Origin of the sequence: Vibrio ziniensis, from assembly GCF_011064285.1 — a bacterium.
Classification (GTDB): Bacteria; Pseudomonadota; Gammaproteobacteria; order Enterobacterales; family Vibrionaceae; genus Vibrio; species Vibrio ziniensis.
Genome location: NZ_CP049331.1, coordinates 1,940,048 through 1,962,104, shown reverse-complemented (window position 1 = coordinate 1,962,104; position 22,057 = coordinate 1,940,048). Strand labels below are relative to the sequence as shown.

The 22,057-nt window shown below is 42.3% G+C and carries 20 protein-coding genes and 1 riboswitch; of the genes, 10 read left to right on the top strand and 10 right to left on the bottom strand.

The features are described from left to right. Nucleotides 1-76 precede the first annotated feature (76 nt). Nucleotides 77-298: a cold shock domain-containing protein CspD gene (cspD, locus tag G5S32_RS08950; protein WP_042481960.1), complete on the bottom strand. Its 222-nt coding sequence runs from the start codon at nt 296-298 to the stop codon at nt 77-79. A gap of 516 nt (nt 299-814) precedes the next feature. Here cspD and clpS point away from each other — a divergent pair. Together clpS and clpA are read left to right on the top strand one after the other, a co-directional pair. Beyond that, a complete protein-coding gene (clpS, locus tag G5S32_RS08945; RefSeq protein WP_165311692.1) occupies nt 815-1,135 on the top strand; it encodes an ATP-dependent Clp protease adapter ClpS in 321 nt (106 codons plus the stop codon). A 35-nt stretch (nt 1,136-1,170) separates the two neighbouring features. Further along, nucleotides 1,171-3,441 carry an ATP-dependent Clp protease ATP-binding subunit ClpA gene (gene clpA, locus G5S32_RS08940; protein ID WP_165311691.1) on the top strand — a complete coding sequence of 757 codons (2,271 nt, stop codon included), beginning with the start codon at nt 1,171-1,173 and terminating at the stop codon, nt 3,439-3,441. Between the two features lie 143 nt (nt 3,442-3,584). On the opposite strand, the gene infA is transcribed toward clpA, so the two are convergent. From infA to aat, 3 genes are all read right to left on the bottom strand, one after another. Beyond that, a complete protein-coding gene (gene infA, locus G5S32_RS08935) occupies nt 3,585-3,803 on the bottom strand; it encodes a translation initiation factor IF-1 (protein ID WP_001040192.1) in 219 nt (72 codons plus the stop codon). An 80-nt stretch (nt 3,804-3,883) separates the two neighbouring features. After that, on the bottom strand, nt 3,884-4,585 hold the full coding sequence (locus G5S32_RS08930; protein ID WP_165311690.1) for an arginyltransferase: 702 nt from the start codon (nt 4,583-4,585) through the stop codon (nt 3,884-3,886). Between the two features lie 3 nt (nt 4,586-4,588). Further along, the gene (aat, locus tag G5S32_RS08925) at nt 4,589-5,320 is read right to left on the bottom strand and encodes a leucyl/phenylalanyl-tRNA--protein transferase (protein WP_165311689.1); all 732 of its coding nucleotides are present in this window, start codon (nt 5,318-5,320) and stop codon (nt 4,589-4,591) included. A 29-nt stretch (nt 5,321-5,349) separates the two neighbouring features. Here aat and G5S32_RS08920 point away from each other — a divergent pair, with 29 nt between their 5' ends. After that, nucleotides 5,350-5,805 carry an outer membrane lipoprotein gene (locus G5S32_RS08920; RefSeq protein WP_165311688.1) on the top strand — a complete coding sequence of 152 codons (456 nt, stop codon included), beginning with the start codon at nt 5,350-5,352 and terminating at the stop codon, nt 5,803-5,805. Nucleotides 5,806-5,940: 135 nt separating this feature from the next. Beyond that, nucleotides 5,941-7,221 carry a 3-phosphoshikimate 1-carboxyvinyltransferase gene (gene aroA / locus G5S32_RS08915; protein ID WP_165311687.1) on the top strand — a complete coding sequence of 427 codons (1,281 nt, stop codon included), beginning with the start codon at nt 5,941-5,943 and terminating at the stop codon, nt 7,219-7,221. 35 nt (nt 7,222-7,256) lie between these two features. On the opposite strand, the gene G5S32_RS08910 is transcribed toward aroA, so the two are convergent. Beyond that, nucleotides 7,257-7,505 (bottom strand): DUF2498 family protein, encoded by a 249-nt coding sequence (locus tag G5S32_RS08910; RefSeq protein ID WP_165311686.1) that lies wholly within the window; start codon nt 7,503-7,505, stop codon nt 7,257-7,259. A gap of 419 nt (nt 7,506-7,924) precedes the next feature. Here G5S32_RS08910 and topA point away from each other — a divergent pair, with 419 nt between their 5' ends. From topA to G5S32_RS08885, 5 genes are all read left to right on the top strand, one after another. After that, nucleotides 7,925-10,555: a type I DNA topoisomerase gene (gene topA, locus G5S32_RS08905; RefSeq protein WP_165311685.1), complete on the top strand. Its 2,631-nt coding sequence runs from the start codon at nt 7,925-7,927 to the stop codon at nt 10,553-10,555. Between the two features lie 139 nt (nt 10,556-10,694). Continuing rightward, on the top strand, nt 10,695-12,020 hold the full coding sequence (locus G5S32_RS08900) for an IS4 family transposase (RefSeq protein WP_165311684.1): 1,326 nt from the start codon (nt 10,695-10,697) through the stop codon (nt 12,018-12,020). 313 nt (nt 12,021-12,333) lie between these two features. Then, complete coding sequence (gene glgC, locus G5S32_RS08895) at nt 12,334-13,551, top strand: glucose-1-phosphate adenylyltransferase (protein ID WP_165311683.1); 1,218 nt, start codon at nt 12,334-12,336, stop codon at nt 13,549-13,551. After that, nucleotides 13,541-15,007 (top strand): glycogen synthase GlgA, encoded by a 1,467-nt coding sequence (gene glgA, locus G5S32_RS08890; protein WP_165311682.1) that lies wholly within the window; start codon nt 13,541-13,543, stop codon nt 15,005-15,007. Before glgC ends, glgA begins: the two co-directional genes overlap by 11 nt. Before the next feature lie 149 nt (nt 15,008-15,156). Continuing rightward, the gene (locus tag G5S32_RS08885) at nt 15,157-15,963 is read left to right on the top strand and encodes an alpha/beta fold hydrolase (protein ID WP_165311681.1); all 807 of its coding nucleotides are present in this window, start codon (nt 15,157-15,159) and stop codon (nt 15,961-15,963) included. Between the two features lie 320 nt (nt 15,964-16,283). On the opposite strand, the gene G5S32_RS08880 is transcribed toward G5S32_RS08885, so the two are convergent. The 5 genes from G5S32_RS08880 to elyC all read right to left on the bottom strand — a co-directional run bounded on the left by G5S32_RS08880 (nt 16,284) and on the right by elyC (nt 21,179). Beyond that, nucleotides 16,284-16,967 (bottom strand): TVP38/TMEM64 family protein, encoded by a 684-nt coding sequence (locus G5S32_RS08880; RefSeq protein ID WP_165311680.1) that lies wholly within the window; start codon nt 16,965-16,967, stop codon nt 16,284-16,286. A gap of 328 nt (nt 16,968-17,295) precedes the next feature. Further along, on the bottom strand, nt 17,296-17,883 hold the full coding sequence (locus G5S32_RS08875) for a TfoX/Sxy family DNA transformation protein (RefSeq protein WP_165311679.1): 588 nt from the start codon (nt 17,881-17,883) through the stop codon (nt 17,296-17,298). Between the two features lie 113 nt (nt 17,884-17,996). Then, nucleotides 17,997-18,095, bottom strand: a riboswitch (cyclic di-GMP riboswitch). Nucleotides 18,096-18,266: 171 nt separating this feature from the next. Beyond that, nucleotides 18,267-19,274, bottom strand: a complete 1,008-nt coding sequence (gene purR, locus G5S32_RS08870) for an HTH-type transcriptional repressor PurR (protein ID WP_165311678.1) — start codon at nt 19,272-19,274, stop codon at nt 18,267-18,269. Nucleotides 19,275-19,554: 280 nt separating this feature from the next. After that, the gene (gene torD / locus G5S32_RS08865) at nt 19,555-20,202 is read right to left on the bottom strand and encodes a molecular chaperone TorD (protein WP_165311677.1); all 648 of its coding nucleotides are present in this window, start codon (nt 20,200-20,202) and stop codon (nt 19,555-19,557) included. 158 nt (nt 20,203-20,360) lie between these two features. Beyond that, on the bottom strand, nt 20,361-21,179 hold the full coding sequence (elyC, locus tag G5S32_RS08860; RefSeq protein WP_207621572.1) for an envelope biogenesis factor ElyC: 819 nt from the start codon (nt 21,177-21,179) through the stop codon (nt 20,361-20,363). A gap of 89 nt (nt 21,180-21,268) precedes the next feature. Between elyC and cmoM the strand changes: the two genes are divergently transcribed. Continuing rightward, entirely contained in the window at nt 21,269-22,051 is a 783-nt protein-coding gene (gene cmoM / locus G5S32_RS08855; protein WP_165312759.1) for a tRNA uridine 5-oxyacetic acid(34) methyltransferase CmoM, read from the top strand. Nucleotides 22,052-22,057: the final 6 nt, after the last annotated feature.

Here is a 22,057-nt window from a genome sequence, read left to right as displayed (position 1 = left end):
TCTATCAATTCATAAATCGTTAGCTTATAAGCAACCCTGAAGGTTAGTTATCAGTTAAGATTTACTCGGCAGCGAACTATTTAGATTGTTGCCCTTCAATAGGTACGACACTACTAGCGTGGTAACCTTTAGGTCCCTGTTCAACTTCATACGCTACTTGCTGTCCCGCTTTTAGCGTGCGGTAGCCATCCATTTGGATAGTAGAATAATGAGCAAAAATGTCTCCATCTTCGCCTTCCGGACAGATAAATCCGAATCCTTTGGCGTTATTGAACCATTTTACTGTACCTGTAGCCATGCTATACGTCCCTCATGCATTTTGTTACTGATGTTGTTGCGGAGAAATTCACTCTAATATCCTTGATCAGAAAATCTGACGGTGATCACCCCTATTAGTGAATATCGATTCAGCCGCTGCCAAATTTTTAGTCACTATTTGACCAATGTAGTCAATGATTGAGCACAGTCAATAGGATAATGGTATAAAAATGCATACTTTTATAAGCAAATCACTTTTGAGATAACCCTATTCCATTTGATATCACTCGTGCGACAAGCATTTGTGCCAGTTATGACTGACTCGATTTTAGACTTTAGTACAAATAGTGTTACAGAAAGGTGACGAGTTTTTGAACGATTGGAATAAACTGGATTGTGAATAGCAATGTTTTATTTGCAGCGATACAATTGCTGCATTAGTCTCTAAGTAAGGATTGTTTTTCACCTTCACTGACAGCACCTTAGGTTATCAAAAAGTGATGACATATTAAGAGAAGAGACATTTTTAAGAGAGACACTCCTAAATACGGCCATCATGAGTAAAAACTTCGAATGGGTAACTCCAGACTCAGATCTACTGGAGCTAGAGAAAACAGCGACAAAACCACCGTCGATGTATAACGTTATACTGAATAATGACGACTACACGCCGATGGATTTTGTGATAGAAATCCTTGAACGCTTCTTCTCTATGGACATAGAAAAAGCGACACAAGTGATGCTCAGAGTTCATTATGAAGGGAAAGCAATTTGTGGCACGTTTACTGCAGAAGTAGCAGAGACGAAAGTCGCTCAGGTGACAATGTACGCACGGGAAAACGAGCATCCACTGCTTTGTACGATGGAAAAAGCGTAACATTAGCAGACGTGGTTGTTCTTTAAGGAGGCCTTATGCTTAATAAAGAACTAGAGTCTAGTCTAAACGGCGCGTTCGCTCGAGCGCGAGACAAAAGACATGAATTCATGACTGTCGAGCATCTCCTACTTGCATTGTTAGAAAACGATGCAGCGAAGGAAGCATTATTGGCCTGTCAGGCAGATATTGACGTTTTGCGTCGAGAGCTTGACGTATTTATTGATCAGACAACCCCTCTTATCCCAGATAACGACGAAACACGTGAAACTCAGCCAACGCTTAGTTTTCAACGCGTATTACAACGTGCAGTATTTCACGTTCAATCATCCGGTCGCAGTGAAGTCACTGGCGCAAACGTGCTGGTCGCGATATTCAGCGAGCAGGAATCTCACGCAGCTTATCTATTGAAAAAGAACGACATTAGTCGTTTGGATATTGTTAATTATATTTCTCACGGAATTACGAAAGCATCGAGTAACTCAAGTGAAGATTCTTCTTCTGACTCATTTGGTACCGAAAGTTCAGATGATTCACCAGCAGATGAAAGACTCGAGAGTTTTGCGACCAATTTGAACCAACTGGCTGGTCAAGGTCAGATTGATCCGCTGATTGGTCGTGACAAGGAACTCGAACGTACAATTCAAGTGCTATGTCGTCGTCGCAAGAATAACCCATTGTTAGTGGGTGAGGCTGGGGTAGGTAAGACTGCCATTGCAGAAGGCTTAGCGTGGAGAATCGTTGAGGGGCAAGTACCTGAAGTGATTCAAAACAGCGTAATATACTCGTTGGATATTGGCTCGCTGCTTGCCGGTACCAAATACCGTGGTGATTTTGAGAAGCGCTTTAAAACGATTCTTAAACAACTAGAAAAAGAGAAAGATGCGATTCTCTTTATTGATGAAATTCATACCATTATTGGTGCAGGAGCTGCATCTGGTGGCCAAGTCGATGCAGCAAATTTAATTAAGCCACTGCTAAGTAGCGGTAAGCTGCGTTGTATCGGTTCAACAACGTATCAAGAATACAGCAACATTTTTGAGAAGGAGCGTGCACTGTCACGTCGATTCCAAAAAATTGACGTTGTGGAACCTTCATTAGACGACACCACCAAAATTTTGATGGGGTTGAAACCAAAATACGAAGCTCACCACGATGTACGTTATACCAATAAAGCCCTTCGTGCTGCGGTAGAATTGTCTGCTAAGTACATCAACGAACGTCACTTACCTGACAAAGCGATTGACGTCATTGATGAAGCGGGCGCTCGTGTTCGTTTGATGCCAGCAAGCAAACGTAAGAAAACCGTTGGTGTAGCTGAGATCGAGTCTATGGTTGCAAAAATGGCTCGTATTCCAGAGAAATCTGTTTCTTCATCTGACAAAGATATTCTGAAAAATCTTGATAAGAAAATGAAGATGTTGGTGTTCGGACAAGACGATGCCATTGATGTATTGACTGAATCCATCAAGCTCACTCGTGCGGGGTTGGGTGCCGATAATCGACCTGTAGGTTCATTCTTGTTTGCTGGTCCAACGGGTGTCGGTAAAACAGAAGTTACGGTTCAGCTTTCTAAACTATTAGGCATTGAGCTACTGCGTTTCGATATGTCTGAGTATGGTGAGCGCCATTCAGTGAGTCGCTTGATTGGTGCACCTCCAGGTTACGTTGGTTATGACCAAGGTGGTTTGCTAACCGATGCCGTTATTAAGAATCCACATGCTGTCGTGCTTCTTGACGAAATCGAAAAAGCGCACCCTGATATTTTCAACTTGCTATTGCAAGTGATGGATAACGGTACGCTAACAGATAACAACGGTCGAAAAGCTGACTTCCGTAACATCATCTTAGTTATGACAACCAATGCGGGTGTTGCAGAAACAGTGAAGAAATCCATTGGCTTGATTCAGCAAGATCATAGCCACGATGCTATGGCAGCAATTAAGAAAGTGTTTACTCCTGAGTTCCGTAACCGTTTAGACCACACTATTTGGTTTAACAGTTTGGATGAAAGTGTGATTCACCAAGTGGTTGATAAATTCATTGTTGAACTGCAAGTTCAGTTGGATGCTCGCGGTGTATCGCTGGAAGTTTCAGAAGATGCTCGTCACTGGTTAGCTGTAAAAGGTTATGACCGTGAAATGGGTGCACGCCCTATGGGTAGAGTAATTCAAGAGCAGTTGAAGAAACCATTGGCTAATGAGCTGTTGTTTGGCGCATTGGTTGACGGCGGTACAGTGAAAGTCGCTCTGAAAGATGACCATCTAACGTTTGAATACTTGGGTGCTAAAGAAGAAGTTCTGCACTAGAACCTAGTAATAATTTTTAGATACAGAAAAGCGCATTTTAAAATGCGCTTTTTTATTACTGTTTTACAGCTAATTGAATCTAAGAACAGCAACAAAAAACGGAGCATTTAGCTCCGCTTTTTGTTGTATTCGAAAATCAGAGATTAACGAGCACGGAAGACGATGCGGCCTTTCGATAGGTCGTATGGAGTCATCTCAACAGTAACTTTGTCACCCGTTAGAATACGAATGTAGTTTTTACGCATTTTACCTGAGATGTGAGCCGTTACTACGTGACCGTTTTCAAGCTCAACACGGAACATTGTGTTTGGAAGAGTATCAAGGACAGTGCCTTGCATCTCAATTACGTCTTCTTTAGCCATTTAATCCTCTTTAGAAATGTGGCGCAAATCAACGGCATATCTCACCGTTGAATGTTAAATAAGTAAAGTTGGGGCGTATTCTACCCTTGCCAACGCTGATTTACTAGCCTTTGATGGCGTTGGAAGCGTACTTTATAGTTCATTGCAGGGCATTCATCGATTTGATAGCCCAAATAAAGCCATTGTTTATGATTACTTTTGCAGTATTCCAATTGAATCAGAATCGCAAGAGTACCGATAGACAACGGAGAAGTTGGATCGAAAAAGGTATAAAACGCACTCGCACTATTAGGGAGAATATCCGTGACAGCGACGGCTATGAGGCGTTTATCTTCATAGACATGAAGAAATTGGGTATTCAGCCACTGAGAATTAGCGAATTTATCAAACTCATCCTTTTGTGGTGGATACATGGTTCCATCGCTATGGCGTGCCTTTATGTATTTGGCATAGAGCGAAAACCAGTTTTCATCTAGCTTCGGTTTGAGTTCCCACGTCAAATGCTGTTTGATTTTGTTGATCAACCGTTTCTGGCTTTTGGTTGGCGTGAAGCCAGGAACCGACACTCGTAATGCGTGGCAGGCGCTACACGTGTCACAATGAGGTTTATATATTGTGTCGCCACTTCGGCGAAAACCATTGGCAAGAAGAATTTCGTAATTTTCATCCGACTGCATGCTGCTATCCAGCGCTACAGCCACACGTTCCATACGATCTTTAAGATAACTGCATGGATGGTTGTTGGTTAGGCCAATTCTAATTTGGTGTATATCAGAACTCACGCTTCACTCCTCAACAGACTCGGGATTATCTGTAATGCTGAGCCACTGGCGTTTGAAACACTCTTGTTTTACTGTTTTATCACTAAAAGATAGCAATGAATTGATGAATTCGTCACGTGGCAATTCAAATGCGCCTAACGAAGCGAGATGTGGGTTCATTACTTGGCAATCAATGAGCTGTCCTTTGTTCTTTGCAAAGTGTTCGCAGAAGTACCACAAAGCGATTTTGGAAGCGTTTGTTTGAATGCTGAACATCGATTCGCCGCAAAAAATTTGCCCCATCTGGATGCCGTATAATCCGCCTACAAGCGCATCATTTTGCCATACTTCAACGGAGTGGCATTTACCCTGTTTCGCAAGCATTCCGTATGCTGCTCTCATTTCAGGGTGAATCCACGTTTGATCAGCAGAGCGAGTTGCAGCACAGAGATCAATGACTTTTTGAGTGGCGTGGTTGATGCTGACGGAATATTGTTGCTTACGTTGAAATTTTTTCACACTTTTAGCGGGTTTGAATGTCTTAGGATTAAACACGGCTCGCGGTGAAGGGCTCCACCAGAGGATGGGTTCTCCGGGACCATACCAAGGAAAAATCCCATTTTTGTAAGCGTTATAAATTCGATTTGGGTTGAGATCTCCTCCAAAAGCGAGCAAACCATTTGGATCTTCTAATGCTTCGTAAGGAGAAGGGAAACTGAAATCATTAGGAGCCAGCTTAGGGAGATAGATAGTCATTGAAACCCCATCGTTATTTAGGAGAAAAAATGAAAAAGTGGTTATGGATCATATTGATTTTTCCCTTGTTTGCCAATGCTGGTTATCAACGGAACCAAGCAAGGGCTGTGAACGAGGTGGTATTTGGAACCGTAGAGAGTGTTCGTTACATCAGTCAGCAAGATATCGTTCAATCAAAAGCCAACGGCTGGGAAACACTACTTGGTGCTGTTGTGGGTGGAGTCATCGGTAATCAATTTGGTGATGGACATGGACGAGAAGTCGCAACAGCGGTTGGTACAATAGCTGGAGGAAGCATTGCCCATCATAGTGCTAATCGGTCATACAGTATTGAGTATCGCTTGGTCGAATTACTCATAGAAACCAAAGAGGGGAAATGGATCGACGTTATCCAAGATGTTGACCCTAAAATGCTGTTTTCCAAAGATGATAAAGTCCGAATCCTATACTTCGATGATGGTGTTCGGGTGGACAAAGAAATGTGATGGCTAAAAATTCACTGAGACGGCAGATTTAGGCTAGTTTTCATGGTTGAATTTAGTTAGTCTGCCAATACGAAGAATTTTACATCGCTCCAAATAAATACAGATATGAGGGCGGTGCAAGGAAACACAGCATCAATGGAAAGCCTTACGTTACAACCGATTAAAAAAATCAGTGGAGAAGTGAATCTCCCAGGTTCGAAAAGTGTATCAAATCGCGCGCTGCTGCTAGCTGCTTTAGCACAAGGCGCAACGCGACTTACTAATTTGCTCGACAGTGACGATATTCGTCATATGTTGAACGCTCTCACTAAACTCGGCGTTCAATATCGTCTATCAGACGATAAAACAGTGTGTGAAGTGGAAGGTCTTGGTAAGCCGTTTACTGTAGCTCAAGCACAAGAACTGTTTTTGGGTAACGCGGGAACTGCAATGCGCCCGTTAGCCGCTGCATTGTGCTTAGGCACAGGTGACTATGTACTGACTGGTGAGCCTCGCATGAAGGAGCGTCCAATCGGTCATTTAGTGGATGCTCTGCGTCAAGCTGGTGCAAATATTGAATATTTGGAGAATGAAAACTTTCCGCCATTACGAATTAAAGGCACTGGTTTAGAGTCGGGTACTGTTGAAATTGATGGTTCAATTTCAAGCCAGTTTTTAACAGCATTTCTGATGTCAGCGCCGCTTGCGAAAGGCGACATTACCATCAAAATTATTGGTGAATTGGTTTCAAAACCGTATATCGATATCACATTGCATATTATGGAGCAGTTTGGTGTTAAGGTGGAAAACCGTGATTATCAAGAGTTCATGATTCCAGCTGGCCAAACTTATGTATCACCGGGTAACTTTTTAGTTGAAGGCGACGCATCTTCGGCGTCTTACTTCCTTGCCGCTGCTGCGATTAAAGGTGGTGAAATTAAAGTTACTGGGATTGGTAAGAAGAGTATTCAGGGCGATATTCAGTTTGCTGATGCTCTGGAAAAAATGGGTGCAGAAATTGAGTGGGGCGATGATTACGTTATCTCTCGTCGCGGCGAACTCAATGCAGTTGACTTAGACTTCAACCACATACCAGATGCTGCGATGACGATTGCTACCACCGCTTTGTTTGCTAAAGGTACGACAGCGATTCGCAACGTGTATAACTGGCGAGTGAAAGAGACAGACCGCCTTTCAGCGATGGCAACAGAATTGCGTAAAGTAGGCGCTGAAGTAGAAGAGGGTGAGGATTACATCATCATTACACCTCCCGCTAAGTTAACTCACGCTGCGATTGACACCTATGATGATCACCGTATGGCGATGTGCTTTTCGCTAGTTGCTTTGAGTGATACTCCAGTGACGATTAATGACCCGAAATGTACCTCTAAAACTTTCCCAGATTATTTTGAGAAGTTTGCAAGTTTGAGTCATTAAACTCTTTGAAATAAAAGCCTCCTTAGAGGCTTTTATTATTTTTTGACGCTGAACTCTTTTGAAAGCTGATGAGCAAGGTATTTGAACATATTAAACACAACGGTCGTCTTTTCCGTTGGTAGACCTTTTTCGTCTAGAAAGTAGTTCCCTTTGAAAACCAGTACATCGTCTTTTTCTTCAACGCTGTCTGCTCTCAACCCTTCGAAATATTGATCGTGGTCCTGGATTAGCTGGTTTGCAATAAGCAGAAGCTCAAACTCACTGACGGTTTTTTTGTCATTCATTAATGTGTTACCTCATAAAACGAATTCTGAAACTGAGTTGACTTTGGGCATTAAATTTCGAATGGTAGTCGCTTGTCAACTTAGCTCCTTACCTAATTTATTTATCAGGAAGTGTAATGTGACCTGTAGTCACTTCCATGATCGAAAACAGGAATGGTTGGATTTGTTAAATTGCACTTTTTGTGATTTGCTCCATATTTAATTCGTTTGTAGTCGCGTATGGCAACAAGCCATTTTAGTATGTGCAGGTTTTTGAACGTAGAAGCACAATTCGTCGATTTGTCGAGCAAATAAAAACGATTTTAAAAAAACAAGTTGATCTTCTTGTTGTTCGGCTCGATAGTAAAAAAAGAAGCAACCATGTAGAACGCCGTTTAAATGAGCGTTTTCATAGTGATTAAGGGCATTTGAGTCAAATTATGGGTAAATCACTCGTTATAGTGGAATCACCAGCCAAGGCGAAAACAATTAATAAATACCTTGGAAAAGACTTCATTGTTAAGTCTAGTGTCGGTCATGTCCGCGATCTACCAACTGCAGGTCAAAGCACTGCAACAACTGCTGCCAAAAAAGCCGCTGCGGTATCAAAAAATATCAGCGTAGAAGAAAAAGCTCGTCTTAAAAAAGAGAAAGAGCGTGGCGCCCTAATCAAAAAAATGGGTATCGACCCATATCATGATTGGGAAGCGAATTACCAAATTCTGCCAGGTAAAGAAAAAGTTGTAGCAGAGCTACAAAAACTTGCGAAAGATGCTGACCACGTCTACCTCGCAACCGATTTGGACCGCGAAGGAGAGGCCATCGCTTGGCACCTTCGTGAGATCATCGGTGGCGATGAAGAGCGATACAAACGTGTAGTCTTTAACGAAATTACCAAAAACGCTATCCAACAAGCTTTCCAGAAACCAGGACACTTGAATATGGATGGCGTGAATGCGCAACAAGCACGCCGTTTTATGGACCGTGTTGTGGGCTTTATGGTTTCTCCACTACTGTGGAAAAAAGTGGCTCGTGGCCTATCTGCCGGTCGCGTACAGTCAGTGGCTGTAAAGCTGCTTGTTGAGCGTGAGCGTGCGATTAAAGCATTTGTTCCAGAAGAGTTTTGGGATATTCACGCTGACACAATTACGCCGACCAAAGAAGAGTTCCGCCTTGAAGTTGCGCAGAAAGACGGTGTAGCTTTCAGACCAACAAACGAAGCTGACGCAATGGCGTCTGTGGCGATGTTGCAAAAAGCGGTTTACGAAGTCTGTAAACGTGAAGACCGTCCTACAAGCAGTAAGGCAAGCGCACCATTCATTACGTCGACTCTGCAACAAGCGGCAAGTACTCGCTTAGGTTACGGTGTTAAAAAGACCATGATGTTGGCTCAGCGTCTCTATGAAGCGGGTTACATCACTTATATGCGTACTGACTCAACCAACTTGAGTACAGAAGCTGTGGATGCGGTTCGTGCCTATATTGATTCAGAATTTGGTGCACAATATCTTCCAGCTCAAGCAAAAGTATACGGTAGCAAAGAAGGTGCTCAAGAAGCGCACGAAGCCATTCGTCCTTCAAGCGTGGATGTGAAAGCTGAAGACCTAGATGGTATGGAAGCCGACGCGCACAAACTGTACGCACTGATTTGGAACCAGTTTGTTGCTTGTCAAATGACAGACGCTCAATACGATTCAACGACAGTGAGCGTAAAAGCAGCAGAGTACACGCTTAAAGCGAAGGGCCGTATTCTAAAGTTTGACGGTTGGACTCGTGTTCAACGTCCTCTTGGCAAAAACGAAGATCAGATTCTTCCTGCTGTGAAAGTAGGAGATAAACTTGCAATTGAGAAATTGGACCCAAGACAGCAATTTACTAAGCCGCCAGCTCGTTATACCGAAGCTGCACTGGTTAAAGAACTTGAGAAACGTGGCATTGGTCGTCCATCGACTTACGCTTCAATCATCTCAACCATTCAAGACCGTGGGTATGTGAAAGTTGACCAACGTCGTTTTTACGCAGAGAAGATGGGCGAGATCGTTACTGACCGTCTAGATGAAAGTTTTGACGACCTGATGAACTATGATTTCACCGCACGTATGGAAGAGAAACTCGACCAAATCGCGGTTGGTGAAACCAGCTGGAAAGAAGTGCTTGATAGCTTCTTTAACGATTTCAGCACTGATTTAGAAAAAGCAGAACAAGAAGAAGACCACGGTGGTATGAAACCAAATCATATCGTGGAAACCAGCATTCTTTGTCCGACCTGTTCACGCCCGATGGGTATTCGTACAGCGTCTACAGGTGTATTCCTTGGTTGTTCTGGTTATGCATTAGCACCAAAAGAACGTTGTAAGACAACGATTAACTTAGGCAGCGAAGAAGGCATAATCAATGTTCTTGAAGAAGACGTGGAAACTGCGGCGCTACGTGCCAAGAAACGTTGTCCAATTTGTGAAACAGCAATGGATGCTTACCTAATTGACGATAAGCGTAAACTTCATGTTTGTGGTAACAACCCGAACTGTGATGGTTATATTGTTGAAGAAGGCGAGTTCAAAGTTAAAGGCTATGATGGTCCTGTGGTTGAGTGTGATAAGTGTGGCTCAGACATGGTGCTTAAGAACGGTCGCTTTGGTAAGTACATGGGTTGTACAAACGACGAGTGTAAAAACACTCGTAAGATTCTTCGTAATGGTGAAGTTGCTCCACCAAAAGAAGAACCAGTACATTTCCCTGAATTGCCATGTGAAAACTCAGATGCTTACTTCGTTCTTCGAGACGGTGCTTCTGGTCTGTTCTTTGCGGCAAGTAACTTCCCTAAATCTCGCGAAACTCGTGCGCCTCTAGTTGAAGAACTGGCTAAGTATAAAGAACGTCTTCCAGAGAAGTTCCACTATTTAGCAACAGCGCCTGCGAAAGATCCTGATGGTCGTCTTGCGGTGGTTCGTTTTAGCCGTAAGGGCAAAGAACACTATGTTCGTACTGAAAATGATGGGAAGCCATCAGGTTGGACCGCTCTATACATCGATGGAAAATGGGACATCACAGATAAGCGTAAAAACGCTTAATCAATGAGTCTTCAATCAATAATAGAAAAGGGTAGCGTTAAGCTATAATGCCGATCAGTTAAGACTTTAATCGGCAGATCAGTTGAATGATCCTACCTGTATGTAAAAATCCGATAGACTCTGTTTATCGGATTTTTTTATGCACGTTTCTCAAGCCCTCGACATCATCAACAGTTATAAACCCAATCAAGTTGAGACACTCGCTGACCTCCTGCCCATTGAACTCATCAATAGTGCTTACGAGCTTACCGATACTGTTACGCTAAGAAAACGAAAGCTAACTTTAGAGTCGATGGCATGGTTACTGGTTGGAATGGCAATCTATAACGATAAATCCATGGCAGACATTGTAAATATGCTCGATATTGTTGACCGCACAGGTAAACCATTTGTTGCTCCAAGTGCATTAACACAGCGAAGAAAAAACCTCGGTGAGTCAGCGGCTAAAGCTCTTTTTGAGTGTACGCAAAGTCATTGGTTTAAGCTGGCGAATTTACCAAACTGGAACGGACTCACTCTTCTTGGCGTTGATGGTGTTTTGTGGCGAACGGAGGACTCAAAAGAGAACGCTGAAGCGTTTGCAAAGCCTACCAATCGTGACGGTAAAGAAACACAGTACCCACAAGTGCGCATGGTATGTCAGATGGAATTGAGCAGCCATTTAATCACAGGCAGTGCCTTTGACTGTTATAGCGTCAATGAAATGAAGTTAGCAGAGCAACTGATAGAGACGACACCTGATAATAGCTTAACCCTTTTTGATAAAGGCTTTTACTCTCTTGGCCTACTTCAAGCATGGAGCTCGCAAGGCATAAATCGACATTGGCTTATCCCAATGAAAAAAGGACTCACTTATGATGTCATTCAGTCTCTCGGCCGCCAAGATAAACTGATAAAACTGAAGAGTAACCCGCAAGCACGTAAGAAGTGGCCAGAGCTGGAACAAGAAGTGGTTGTACGTTTAATCACGAGAGTCAAAGAGGGTAAGCAATACGATGTTCTCACCTCAATGCTTGACCCTATGCTTTACCCCAAATCGGACATAGTGGGTCTGTATGGATACCGTTGGGAGATTGAGCTTGGGTATCGAGAACAAAAACAATATATGCTTGGCAACCGACTCACACTTCGAAGTCGACTCCCTGAATTAGTGAAGCAAGAACTCTGGGGAATACTACTGACCTATAACTTAGTCAGGTATCAAATGGTGCAGATGTGTAATACGTTGAATGGAGATTACTTGCCATATCAACTTAGCTTCAATGGAGCATTAGCTCACATCATGCGCCTGATAGTGGGACTTCCATACTCGTCACCAGGAGCAATCCCGAGGCAATTCCAAAACTTCTACTCAATGAGTGAGAGCTTAATACTTGAACCTAGGCGAGAAAGATCCTTCCCTAGGGTCGTTAAGAAAAAGCCAAGCCGATACCCTAGAAAAAACAATGCCGCTCACCTTAAGTGAACGGCATTATAGCGTTAAGCTACTCTTTTCTTTTTTGATAACAGCGAAATCATCAGCAGGCTATTGTCGGGTTGATGCAATTAAATGAACTGAACTTGTGCTGGAACTCATACTTTAGAATATTACCCTTAACTAATGTATGAGTTTGTCATCTTTAACACAGCTTCTCCTGCTATAAATTTTAGAGCTGATATGTAACTTGTTGCTTTATCTGGTCTGACCTTGTGACGCTTCCCGCTACTATCTGCAACGCTACTTTATTCCCCCCTCAATAACCAAAGTAGACGTCAATATTATAAATGGAGAGTTATATATGTTTGGTGTATTAGGAATGATTCTGGCTGGCGGTGAAGGATCTCGTTTGATGCCTTTAACCGAAACGCGTTCGAAACCTTCGGTGCCTTTCGGTGGTAGCTATCGGCTGATCGATTTTGCCCTAAATAATTTTGTTAATGCAGACTTAATGAGAATCTACGTTTTAACCCAATTTAAGTCTCAATCCCTTTATCTGCATATGAAAAAAGGTTGGAATGTTACAGGTATCACCAACCGTTTTATTGACATTATTCCGGCGCAAATGCGTGACGGTAAACGTTGGTATGAAGGCACGGCAGATGCCATATACCAGAATATTGTGTTTGTTGAGCAATCTGGTGCGGAAGATGTCTGCATTTTTGGTTCTGACCATGTATATAAGATGGATATTCGCCAAATGCTCGATTTCCATAGTCAGAAGCAAGCCAAGTTGACGGTCGCTGCGTTGCGTATGCCTAGGGCAGAAGCCTCCAAATTCGGCGTAATTGAAGTAGACAGTGATGGTAAGATGATCGGCTTCGAAGAAAAACCGGATAATCCAAAATCAATACCGGGAGAACCTGATTGGTCTTTAGTTTCAATGGGTAACTACATCTTTAAATCCTGTGTGCTTTGCGCTGAATTACGTGAAGATGCAGCAAACATGGAATCTAGCCATGATTTTGGCAAGGACATTATTCCTAAAATGTTTCCTGATGGTGGCGTCTATGTCTATGACTTCTCCCAAAACAAAATTAAAGGTGAGATACAGACGACTTATTGGCGAGATGTCGGCACGATAGATTCCTATTGGGCTGCACATATGGATCTACTCGATAAAAAGCCACCTTTCTCGTTGTATAACCGTAGCTGGCCGTTGCATACTTACTATCCACCTCTACCTCCAGCGACATTTGTTGATTCTGGCGAGCGTAGAGTTAAAATCACAGACAGTTTAATTTCCGGTGGAAGTTATATCCAAGGATCAACTATTTATAAATCAGTTTTAGGATTCAGAAGTAACATTGCGGCTGGCTCTTTGATTAGTGAATCTGTTATCTTGGGTGATGTGAAAATAGGGGCTGGGTGCTCAATCAAGCGCACGATCATCGACAAACATGTTGAAATTGCTCCCGGCACTGTCATTGGTGAAAATTTAGAATTGGACCGACAACGATTCCACGTGTCTGACGACGGAATCGTCGTCATTGCAAAAGGAACAAAAGTTGGATTCTAGAAAGGAACAACTCAATGTGTGGTTTACCGTTTCAGAAGCTCAAGGGTTAGTAAAAAGTGGAGGCTTGGCTGATGTAGCCAAGGCTCTGCCTAAAGCTTTGCTGGAACTTGGCCACCAAGTCGCTATAGTTTTACCTGGTTATCGCAGCGTACCTGAAAAAGATTCATCGCCAGTGATTCTCGAAACCGAACTTACTCATTGGCCACATATTCGCTATCAAGTTCGTCAAAGAGAGCTTGAGGGTGTGCCTGTTTACCTCATTGATTGCGATATGTATTTTGACCGTCCTGAACTTTATGCTGAGCACAACCAAGCCTATCCTGATAACGGAGAACGCTTTGGCTTTTTCTCAGCAGCGTGTTTAGATGTGTTGCCTAAGCTAGGAATTAAACCTGATATTATCCATGCTAACGATTGGCATACAGGGTTAGTTCCATTTCTTCTCAAAACTCGCTTCAGAAACGACCCTTACTTTACTGGCGTCAAAAGTGTCATAACCATTCACAATGCGATGTTTAAAGGCATATTTTCTCATCATCAGTTAGAAGTCATTCCAGAACTTAATTTGTCGGGGATGGAGTTCCTCGAGTATGGTCATGACCATATCAGTATGCTCAGAGCAGGTATTGCATTTGCAGACAAAGTCAATGCGGTAAGTCCGAATTACGCGTCAGAGCTTCTTACTCCTCTTGGTTCTCATGGTTTGGTTGATGATTTTGTACGCCGAGCACGTGATTTACATGGCATCGTTAACGGATGTGATTACAGTGAGTGGAACCCAAGAACGGACACATACTTGCCAGAATTTTATTCAGACGAAGCAAAATCGTTGAAGAAGGGTAAGTCTGCCAGTAAGAAAGTGTTGCAAGAAGAATTGCAGCTTCCGCAGCGTGACGTTCCTCTATTTGGAATGGTGTGTCGACTAACGCATCAAAAAGGTTTCCATTACATTCTTCCTATTTTGGAGAAGTTTCTGCGTAACGATGTTCAATTGGTTATCGTGGGAACGGGGGAGCCCGAAGTAGCAAATCAGTTACACAAGATAGCCAGCGTGCATTCAACACAATTTGCTTTTGTTGAGGCTTACAGTAATCGCTTTGCGCACCTTGTTGAAGCTGGTTCTGATTTCTTCTTAATGCCGTCAGAGTTCGAAGCTTGTGGTTTGAACCAAATCTACAGTATGGCTTATGGTACTTTGCCGATTGTGCGAGAAGTTGGTGGCCTAAAAGATACCGTGTTGGATTACGATAAATACCCTAGTGAAGCTACTGGTTTTGGTTTCCAAGAGCCATCACCAGAAGCATTACTCATCACAATGCAACGCGCGTTACTTTTTTATCTTCAACATCCAGATTTATTATTAGAAGTTCAACAACGCGCAATGAGGTGTGACTTCAGTTGGCGAGAATCTGCGTTGGAGTACGTAAAGATGTATAACTACGCAATTTTTGACTAGATAGATAAATGAACAAAAACAGAGCTTTAAAGCTCTGTTTTTGATCTGGTCGAGGTAGAGTAGCATTATTTAACAACTCTAATCACCTTGAAAGGGGAGGATGTGGTACCCTCAGTCTATTCTGTTTCACATTAAATTAAGTGGTACCAATGCCCCAAAGCATGCTTTTTCATAAAATTTACCATCATCCAACCAGTCAGGAATGGGTGGTATTTGTACATGGTGCAGGAGGCAGTTCGTCCATTTGGTTTAAGCAAATTAAAGCGTATAAGCAGCATTTTAATTTGTTGTTTGTTGATCTGCGTGGTCACGGAAAATCCCCTCAGCTCATCAAAGATCTGATCAGTAACAAATATACGTTTAAGTCTGTTACGTTAGATGTATTACGAGTTCTCGATCACTTAAAGATTCAATCTGCGCATTTTGTCGGAATGTCTCTTGGGACGATCATCGTACGTAACCTTGCAGAGTTGGCAACAGAACGCGTGAGTTCTATGGTGTTGGGTGGTGCGGTCACCCGTTTAAATACCCGCTCGCAAATCTTGGTTAAATTGGGGCATATAAGTAAGAATTTTGTACCATATATGTGGCTCTACCGTTTATTTGCCTATATCGTTATGCCGCAAAGAAGTCAAAAGCAATCTCGAAACTTGTTTGTCCGAGAAGCGAAGAAGCTTTGCCAGAAAGAATTCAAACGTTGGTTTACTCTTACTGCAGAGATTAATCCAATGATGCGTTATTTTCGCGATAAAGAGTTACCGATACCCACCCTGTATTTGATGGGCGAGCGTGACTATATGTTTATCCAGCCTGTTAAAGATATGGTGGCATTGCACGAGAAAAGTGAACTATGGGAAATACCGGACTGTGGGCACGTGTGCAATATTGAACAGCCTGAAGTATTTAACCGAGTTTCCATCGATTTCATCCACAAGCAGTTAACCATTAACGCTTAAAAGCCTTCTAGATGCTCTCATAGCCGCAATTCCAGCACAATCCGAATTGCGGTTCGTTATTCTCTCCGCAATGCTTACAGACCCAATCTGGCTGATTTGGGAATGCTGGTTGTAAGTAGTCACTTATAACCTGTTCGGACTGTTCGAGCAAACTCAGATTCAAAAGCCATACATAAGGTGAAGAGGCTTCATCAAAAGGGATTTCCCCGCGGACACTGAAAAGCGTTTCACCTCGAACTTCACAGGGAATATTTTGTTGTCGCAACAGCCCGCACACAATATGTGCTTCAGTTGGATGTTGAGCAATGAATATTTTCATATTACTCGTCGGTGATTGTTCTCTTTTTAAGTTTAGTCAGTACTTGTTTTGCCAAAAACGGAAATATGCCCAATAACGCAAAAGAAAGTAGAACGCTTGGAGATAGTATTCCTGACAGAGTGTCTATATCAGCAAGTTGAGTGCCTGCATTGAGATAAACAGCCGTTCCTGGGAGCATCCCCAACTGACTAACTAGGTAATAACGAGTCGTTGAAATCGGTGTTAAGCCCATAAGTAGGTTGATAAGAAAGAATGGAAACACTGGAATCAATCTTAGTGTAAACAGATAAAATGCACCATCTTGCGCTACACCTTTATTGATGGCAGAAAGATTGTCACTAAAACGGTGTTGTATCCAATTGCGAAGCAAATATCGGCTGCTAAGAAAAGCGAGGGTCGCACCAATTGTACTAGCAAAAGACACTAAGATAAGACTAAACCAAAAGCCAAATAAAGCCGCTCCGAGAAGAGTAACAACGGCAGCTCCGGGAATGGATAAAGCGGTAATCACAATATATGCGATAAAGTAAGCAATAGCTGAAAAAACGAGGTTCTGGTCTATGTATTGAGAGAGGGCTGCTTGTTGAGTTTTCGCATATTCCAGAGTGAGATATTGGCTAAACTCAGTACCCATAACAACGATGAGGGTAATTAAAATCAACCCTAGTATCAGTTTATGACTCATCGTTAACTCCAAAATAGTTGGATAAAACCATCACTTGCTCCTCATACCATCCTAGATAAAAATATGATCAGACTGAGCATCGGTAGAACAGCGAATAGGCGTCAAACGCAAACGCGCATTCATTCGTCCCTGAAGCTCCTCCGATCCATCCATGGCTCGGAGGGTTTGCTTATCGACGCCTATTCACTGATCAGGAAATTATCCAGAATGGTATCATGTATAGAGAATAGGAAAGGCAGAGCCGACTTTAAATTTCATTTTGGTTTTGATTATTCATAAAAAAGCACCCTATGAAGAGTGCTTTGTATCTTTAAGTCGAATATAGAAACTAGAGTTTCTGCATTAATTCATCGCGGCGAGACTGGGGAATGACAGACCAATGCTTACCTTCAATTGCACCTTCTAAAGCCCATAAAAGCTCAATACCAACAGTTGTGGCATGAGTCTCTTGCACGGCTCTAAACGCAGCCACTGCGCCTTTCTGTTGCAGCATGTCAACAGAATCGATTCCTGCTTTTTTGAGCATACGTTCTGTAGCAAGACGCATATTAGGAAGATCTTTAAGTCGGTCTGGTTTCGCTTTAGCTTGAGTCTCGCGTTCTTGTTTCGCGACATCTAAGGCTTGCTTTGCTTTTTCAATAATTAGATGCGGGGTATCCCACACATTTTCAGGTAAGGCAAAGTATTTAGTCACAACAGGAAAACCACGTTTTTTATAAACGTAAGGTTCATAGCCTTGTTGTTGGAAATTCTTTGAGGAGTGATCATCCGCACGAATGTGTAGTCGGTCATTAACGACCAGAGCAAACATCGTGTCATCGATGAAAATGCCAAACCCTCCGAACATAGAACGCGATTTTACGCTTCCTAGTTGCTCAAAAAGTCGCATTGAGTCTTTTAGTACTGGTTTATCCATGCTGTTAGTCTCGGTGTATTAATAAATACGCCACCAAATTCAGGTCCGAGAGAATAGCAAAAGAATACATTGAGCATGTCAATCAAGCGTCAACTCATGTATACCTTTTTGCCATCGGCAACCCCGCTACCTACCAATTATGAACTAACATGGATTGGTTTAGGCCGGAGGCTTTGCGTCCCACCCTTTCAGATGGTTTGCCCTGTGCGTGACATTACTTTCAAAATAATAAACAAAACTTTGAATAAGCATCACATTTATGTGAACTAAATGTGACGTTGATCAAAGTTTGAATATTGGGTTTGCGAGCTTATTACTGTTTTAATATTTGTGAGATGAATTTCACTGGCTCTTATTGAACGGTACTTAAATAGAGTAACTAATTATTTTGTAAGGTCTTTTACTGTATCACGCTCTACAATTTCTGGATGCATTTCGAAGATTCGACGTTCATGCTCTTTATCTTTGATTCGTTCTAACAAAATCTCAAATGCGTTTTTGCCCACACGACGTTTTGGTTGATGAATCGTGGTTAGGGGCGGAGAGAAGTACTCTGCAAGTTCAATGTTATCGTATCCGATTACCGAAATGTCATCGGGTACACGAACACCTTTTTGTTGTAAACGTGACATTAACCCTAGTGCCATTGTATCGTTGAAACAGAACACAGCGGTCGGCATTTTATCCATTGCGATAATTTTATCTGCAGCTAGTACTGCTGTATCACACTCGAAGTTGCCTTCAAGAATCCAGTTATCATTCACTGTCAAGTTCGCCTCTGCCATAGCGCGACGGAACCCCGCAATTCGTTCCTGACAAGCGAGTTTATGTAAGTGTCCACTTAAGCAAGCAATGTCTTTATGACCTCTGTCGATAAGGTATTTAGTCGCTAAATAGCCCCCTAATTCAGAGTTATCAATGATTTTGTCAGCAGTAGAAGCTTCTGGACCCCAATCCATGATGACTTTTGGAATGTCCGAATGACTTTCAAGCATCTCTGACAGTTCTTGTGTTAGGTCGGAGCACATGACTAAAATGCCATCCACTCGCTTCTCAGCCAGCATTCGGATGTAATCTCTTTGTTTCTCGTAGATGCCACCTGTGTTACACAGAATCAGTGTGTAACCCTGACGGTAACAGTAGCTTTCTACACCGTCGATGACTTCAGAAAAGAATAGATTGGTTGATTGAGTAACTAACATACCAATGGTGCGGGTAGTATTGCATTTCAAGCTACGTGCTACGGCACTTGGTGCGTAGTTTAGCTCTTTTACTGCTTCGAGAACTTTTTCTTGAGTTGCTTCAGCAACAAAGCGAGTTTTATTAATTACGTGTGATACGGTTGTGGTTGATACGCCAGCTAAGCGAGCAACATCTTTAATCGTAGCCATATATTTGTCCTGTTTTGACTGCTGATTTCGCTAAATTTTTTATTAGGTAAACAACCCACATTACTGGCCGGATTCAGCAGCGGCGAAGTTTATAAAGCTTCTAGCCTAAAGTCGTTAAAACACAAAAACCGCTTCGATATAGCGGTTTGAGTTTTAAATAATGATTCATCTTTTATGGTATTGAGTTTAAACCGCAAATGGTTAGCTAGCAACGACAAATCAATAGCGCAAACTTAACTGTAGTCACAATTCATGCCCTTTGTTGAACCAACGATGAGTTTCAATTGCCTGTAAGATAGTTTAAATCAAGCTCTAAAAAAGCGACCAATAATACTGAAATTGATGAATAAAATCCCAATTTATCCTTGCTCGCACAATCAAAAGAAAAATCAGGTATCCAGTTCAATAGATGATGACGAATATAGTCCGCTTGGAACTTTAGGGCCTGTTCCATACGGGCTTCTTTCTCAAGTTCGTTAGAGCGAATAATGAGGTGTCCGAGAAAGTCTAATTCGATAGCGAGATGATCATATGATTCATTTGTCTGCTCTTGAACATGTACGCCATTTTGCTCCATTAACTCAGCAATTGCTTGTGCTGGAGTTTTATTATTCATTTTTGATTTATCAATATAAAGAGATGCGTACGGGAGAGCCGAATTCCCATCACATTTTAGAAATAGGTTATAGAAGCTATTAGCAATTTGCACTTGTGCATCTTCATGTTTGAGAAGTTGCTTGAGAGTTGCGCATAGTTTGTGAGTGGAGACTGCTAAATGGTCGTTTTCACTAAGTCCTGCGAGAAAATTGTAAATTTCGGGGGATGAGTAATGTGACAAGTCTTGTGAACTGAGTTCGCAAGCAAACAAACCTGAAAGCCACCAATAGATTTCAGCTCGTTTTTCGTTAAAGGCTTTAATTTCTTTCATTACTTAGCTCCGTACTTTTCTTTATCTAAGTCTAAGCAATAATTACGCTCTGTACGAAATTTGCGAACTAAAGTATGCAGATCGAAGACCTTTGTTGAGCGAAGGTTGGCGAAAAAAGACCCGCATAAAGCGGGTCTTCATATCATCTTTGCAAGGAGCTACTTATCTTGTGTTAGTTTGCCATCAGAGCCAGCAACATAATCGCGCATCTTTTGCCAAAGCTGACCAAGGCTCTCGTACCAAAAGCGCTCGGTTTGCTCCAAATAGCGTGCTTGAGGCGTGTATTTATCCCAGGGTTGAGTAATGTTAGCTTGAGCTAAAAAGTTGGTTGGCGCTGGAATCGGGTTTAATCCTGCGGAATTAAATTCTTTAATTGCTCTTTCCATATGGCTGGCGGAAGTCACTAGTACCAACTTTTTGCTTTGTACGAATGCAGCAGCTTGTCTTGCCTCTTCCCAAGTATCTTTTGCTGTTTCTAACAACACGATGTCAGACTTTGCTACACCGAGTGCTAATGCGACTCGTGCTAACATACGAGCATGACTAAACTCGCTGCCACCAGCATAACCTGAAAGAATCAATTTGGATCCTGGGTACATCCTAGCAATACGTATTCCTTCCGTTAAACGCATTAATGCTGCTCGTGATAGTTCAGAAGTTGGTGGTATATAGCCATCGACAACATGTCCATTACCTAAAACCATCACGTAATCAATGTTTCTTTCGACAGGAAGAAACGCGGGGTATTGGCGCTCTAAAGGCATCAACAAACTTGTTGATATGGGTTGAAACGAAATAAGAAAAAGACTGGTTAGAGAAAACAGAACGATGAGGCTGCCAGTTTTACGTTTGGCAGTAAACATAATCAGCATTAAGCCAATAAATCCCACAATCAGCAGTGCTGGTAAGGGCATTAAAAAGGATGAAACAATTTTTTTCAGCTCAAACATAAACAAAATAGTCCGAAAAAACAGCACTTGACAATAAAAAGGGTGAAACCCTCTTTATTCCTGCTATTCCTATGACAAAATAGCAGCACGAATTCGCTATGATAACCCAAGCCGCTGTGACAGAAGATCGTAATTTCGACGATATTGCCCACAAATTTGTAAAAAATATCTATGGCTCCGATAAAGGAGAAATCCGTCAAGTAATTGTGTGGGAAGACCTGACGCAGTTGTTGGCAAGTTTTGACCAATCAGAAACTCCGTTGCACATTCTAGATGCTGGCGGGGGACTAGCGCAGATGTCACAGAAGCTCGCTAAGCTCGGACATCGTGTGACCTTGTGTGATCTTTCTTCTGAAATGCTCAATCTTGCTAAGCAGGATATTGCCAATAATGGCTTGCTTGATCAATATCAGTTGGTCCATTCTCCTGTGCAAAATATACAGGAGCATTTAACTGAGCCAGTTGACGTGGTGATGTTTCACGCTGTGATGGAGTGGTTGGCTGAGCCAAAACCCGCTTTAGAAAACTTGTTAGCTCAAGTGAGACCGGGTGGCATGGCATCTATCATGTTTTACAACTACCACGGGCTTGTATATAAAAATGCAGTATGTGGCAATATTCCTCATGTATTAGAGGGAATGCCGCATAGAAAACGCTTCAAACTTCAGCCTCAAACTGGATTGCTTCCTACGGAAGTGTATCAGTGGATAGAGGATTCAGGGTTTGAGATACAAGGTAAATCTGGTATTCGCTGTTTTAGTGATTACATTGGCAATGTGAAAAATATGGGCGAATACCAATACGATGATGTATTGGCTTTAGAACGAAAATTTTGTCGTCAGGAGCCATACCTCTCATTAGGCCGATACATACACGTATGGGCTAAGAAAAAACAATAACAGGAA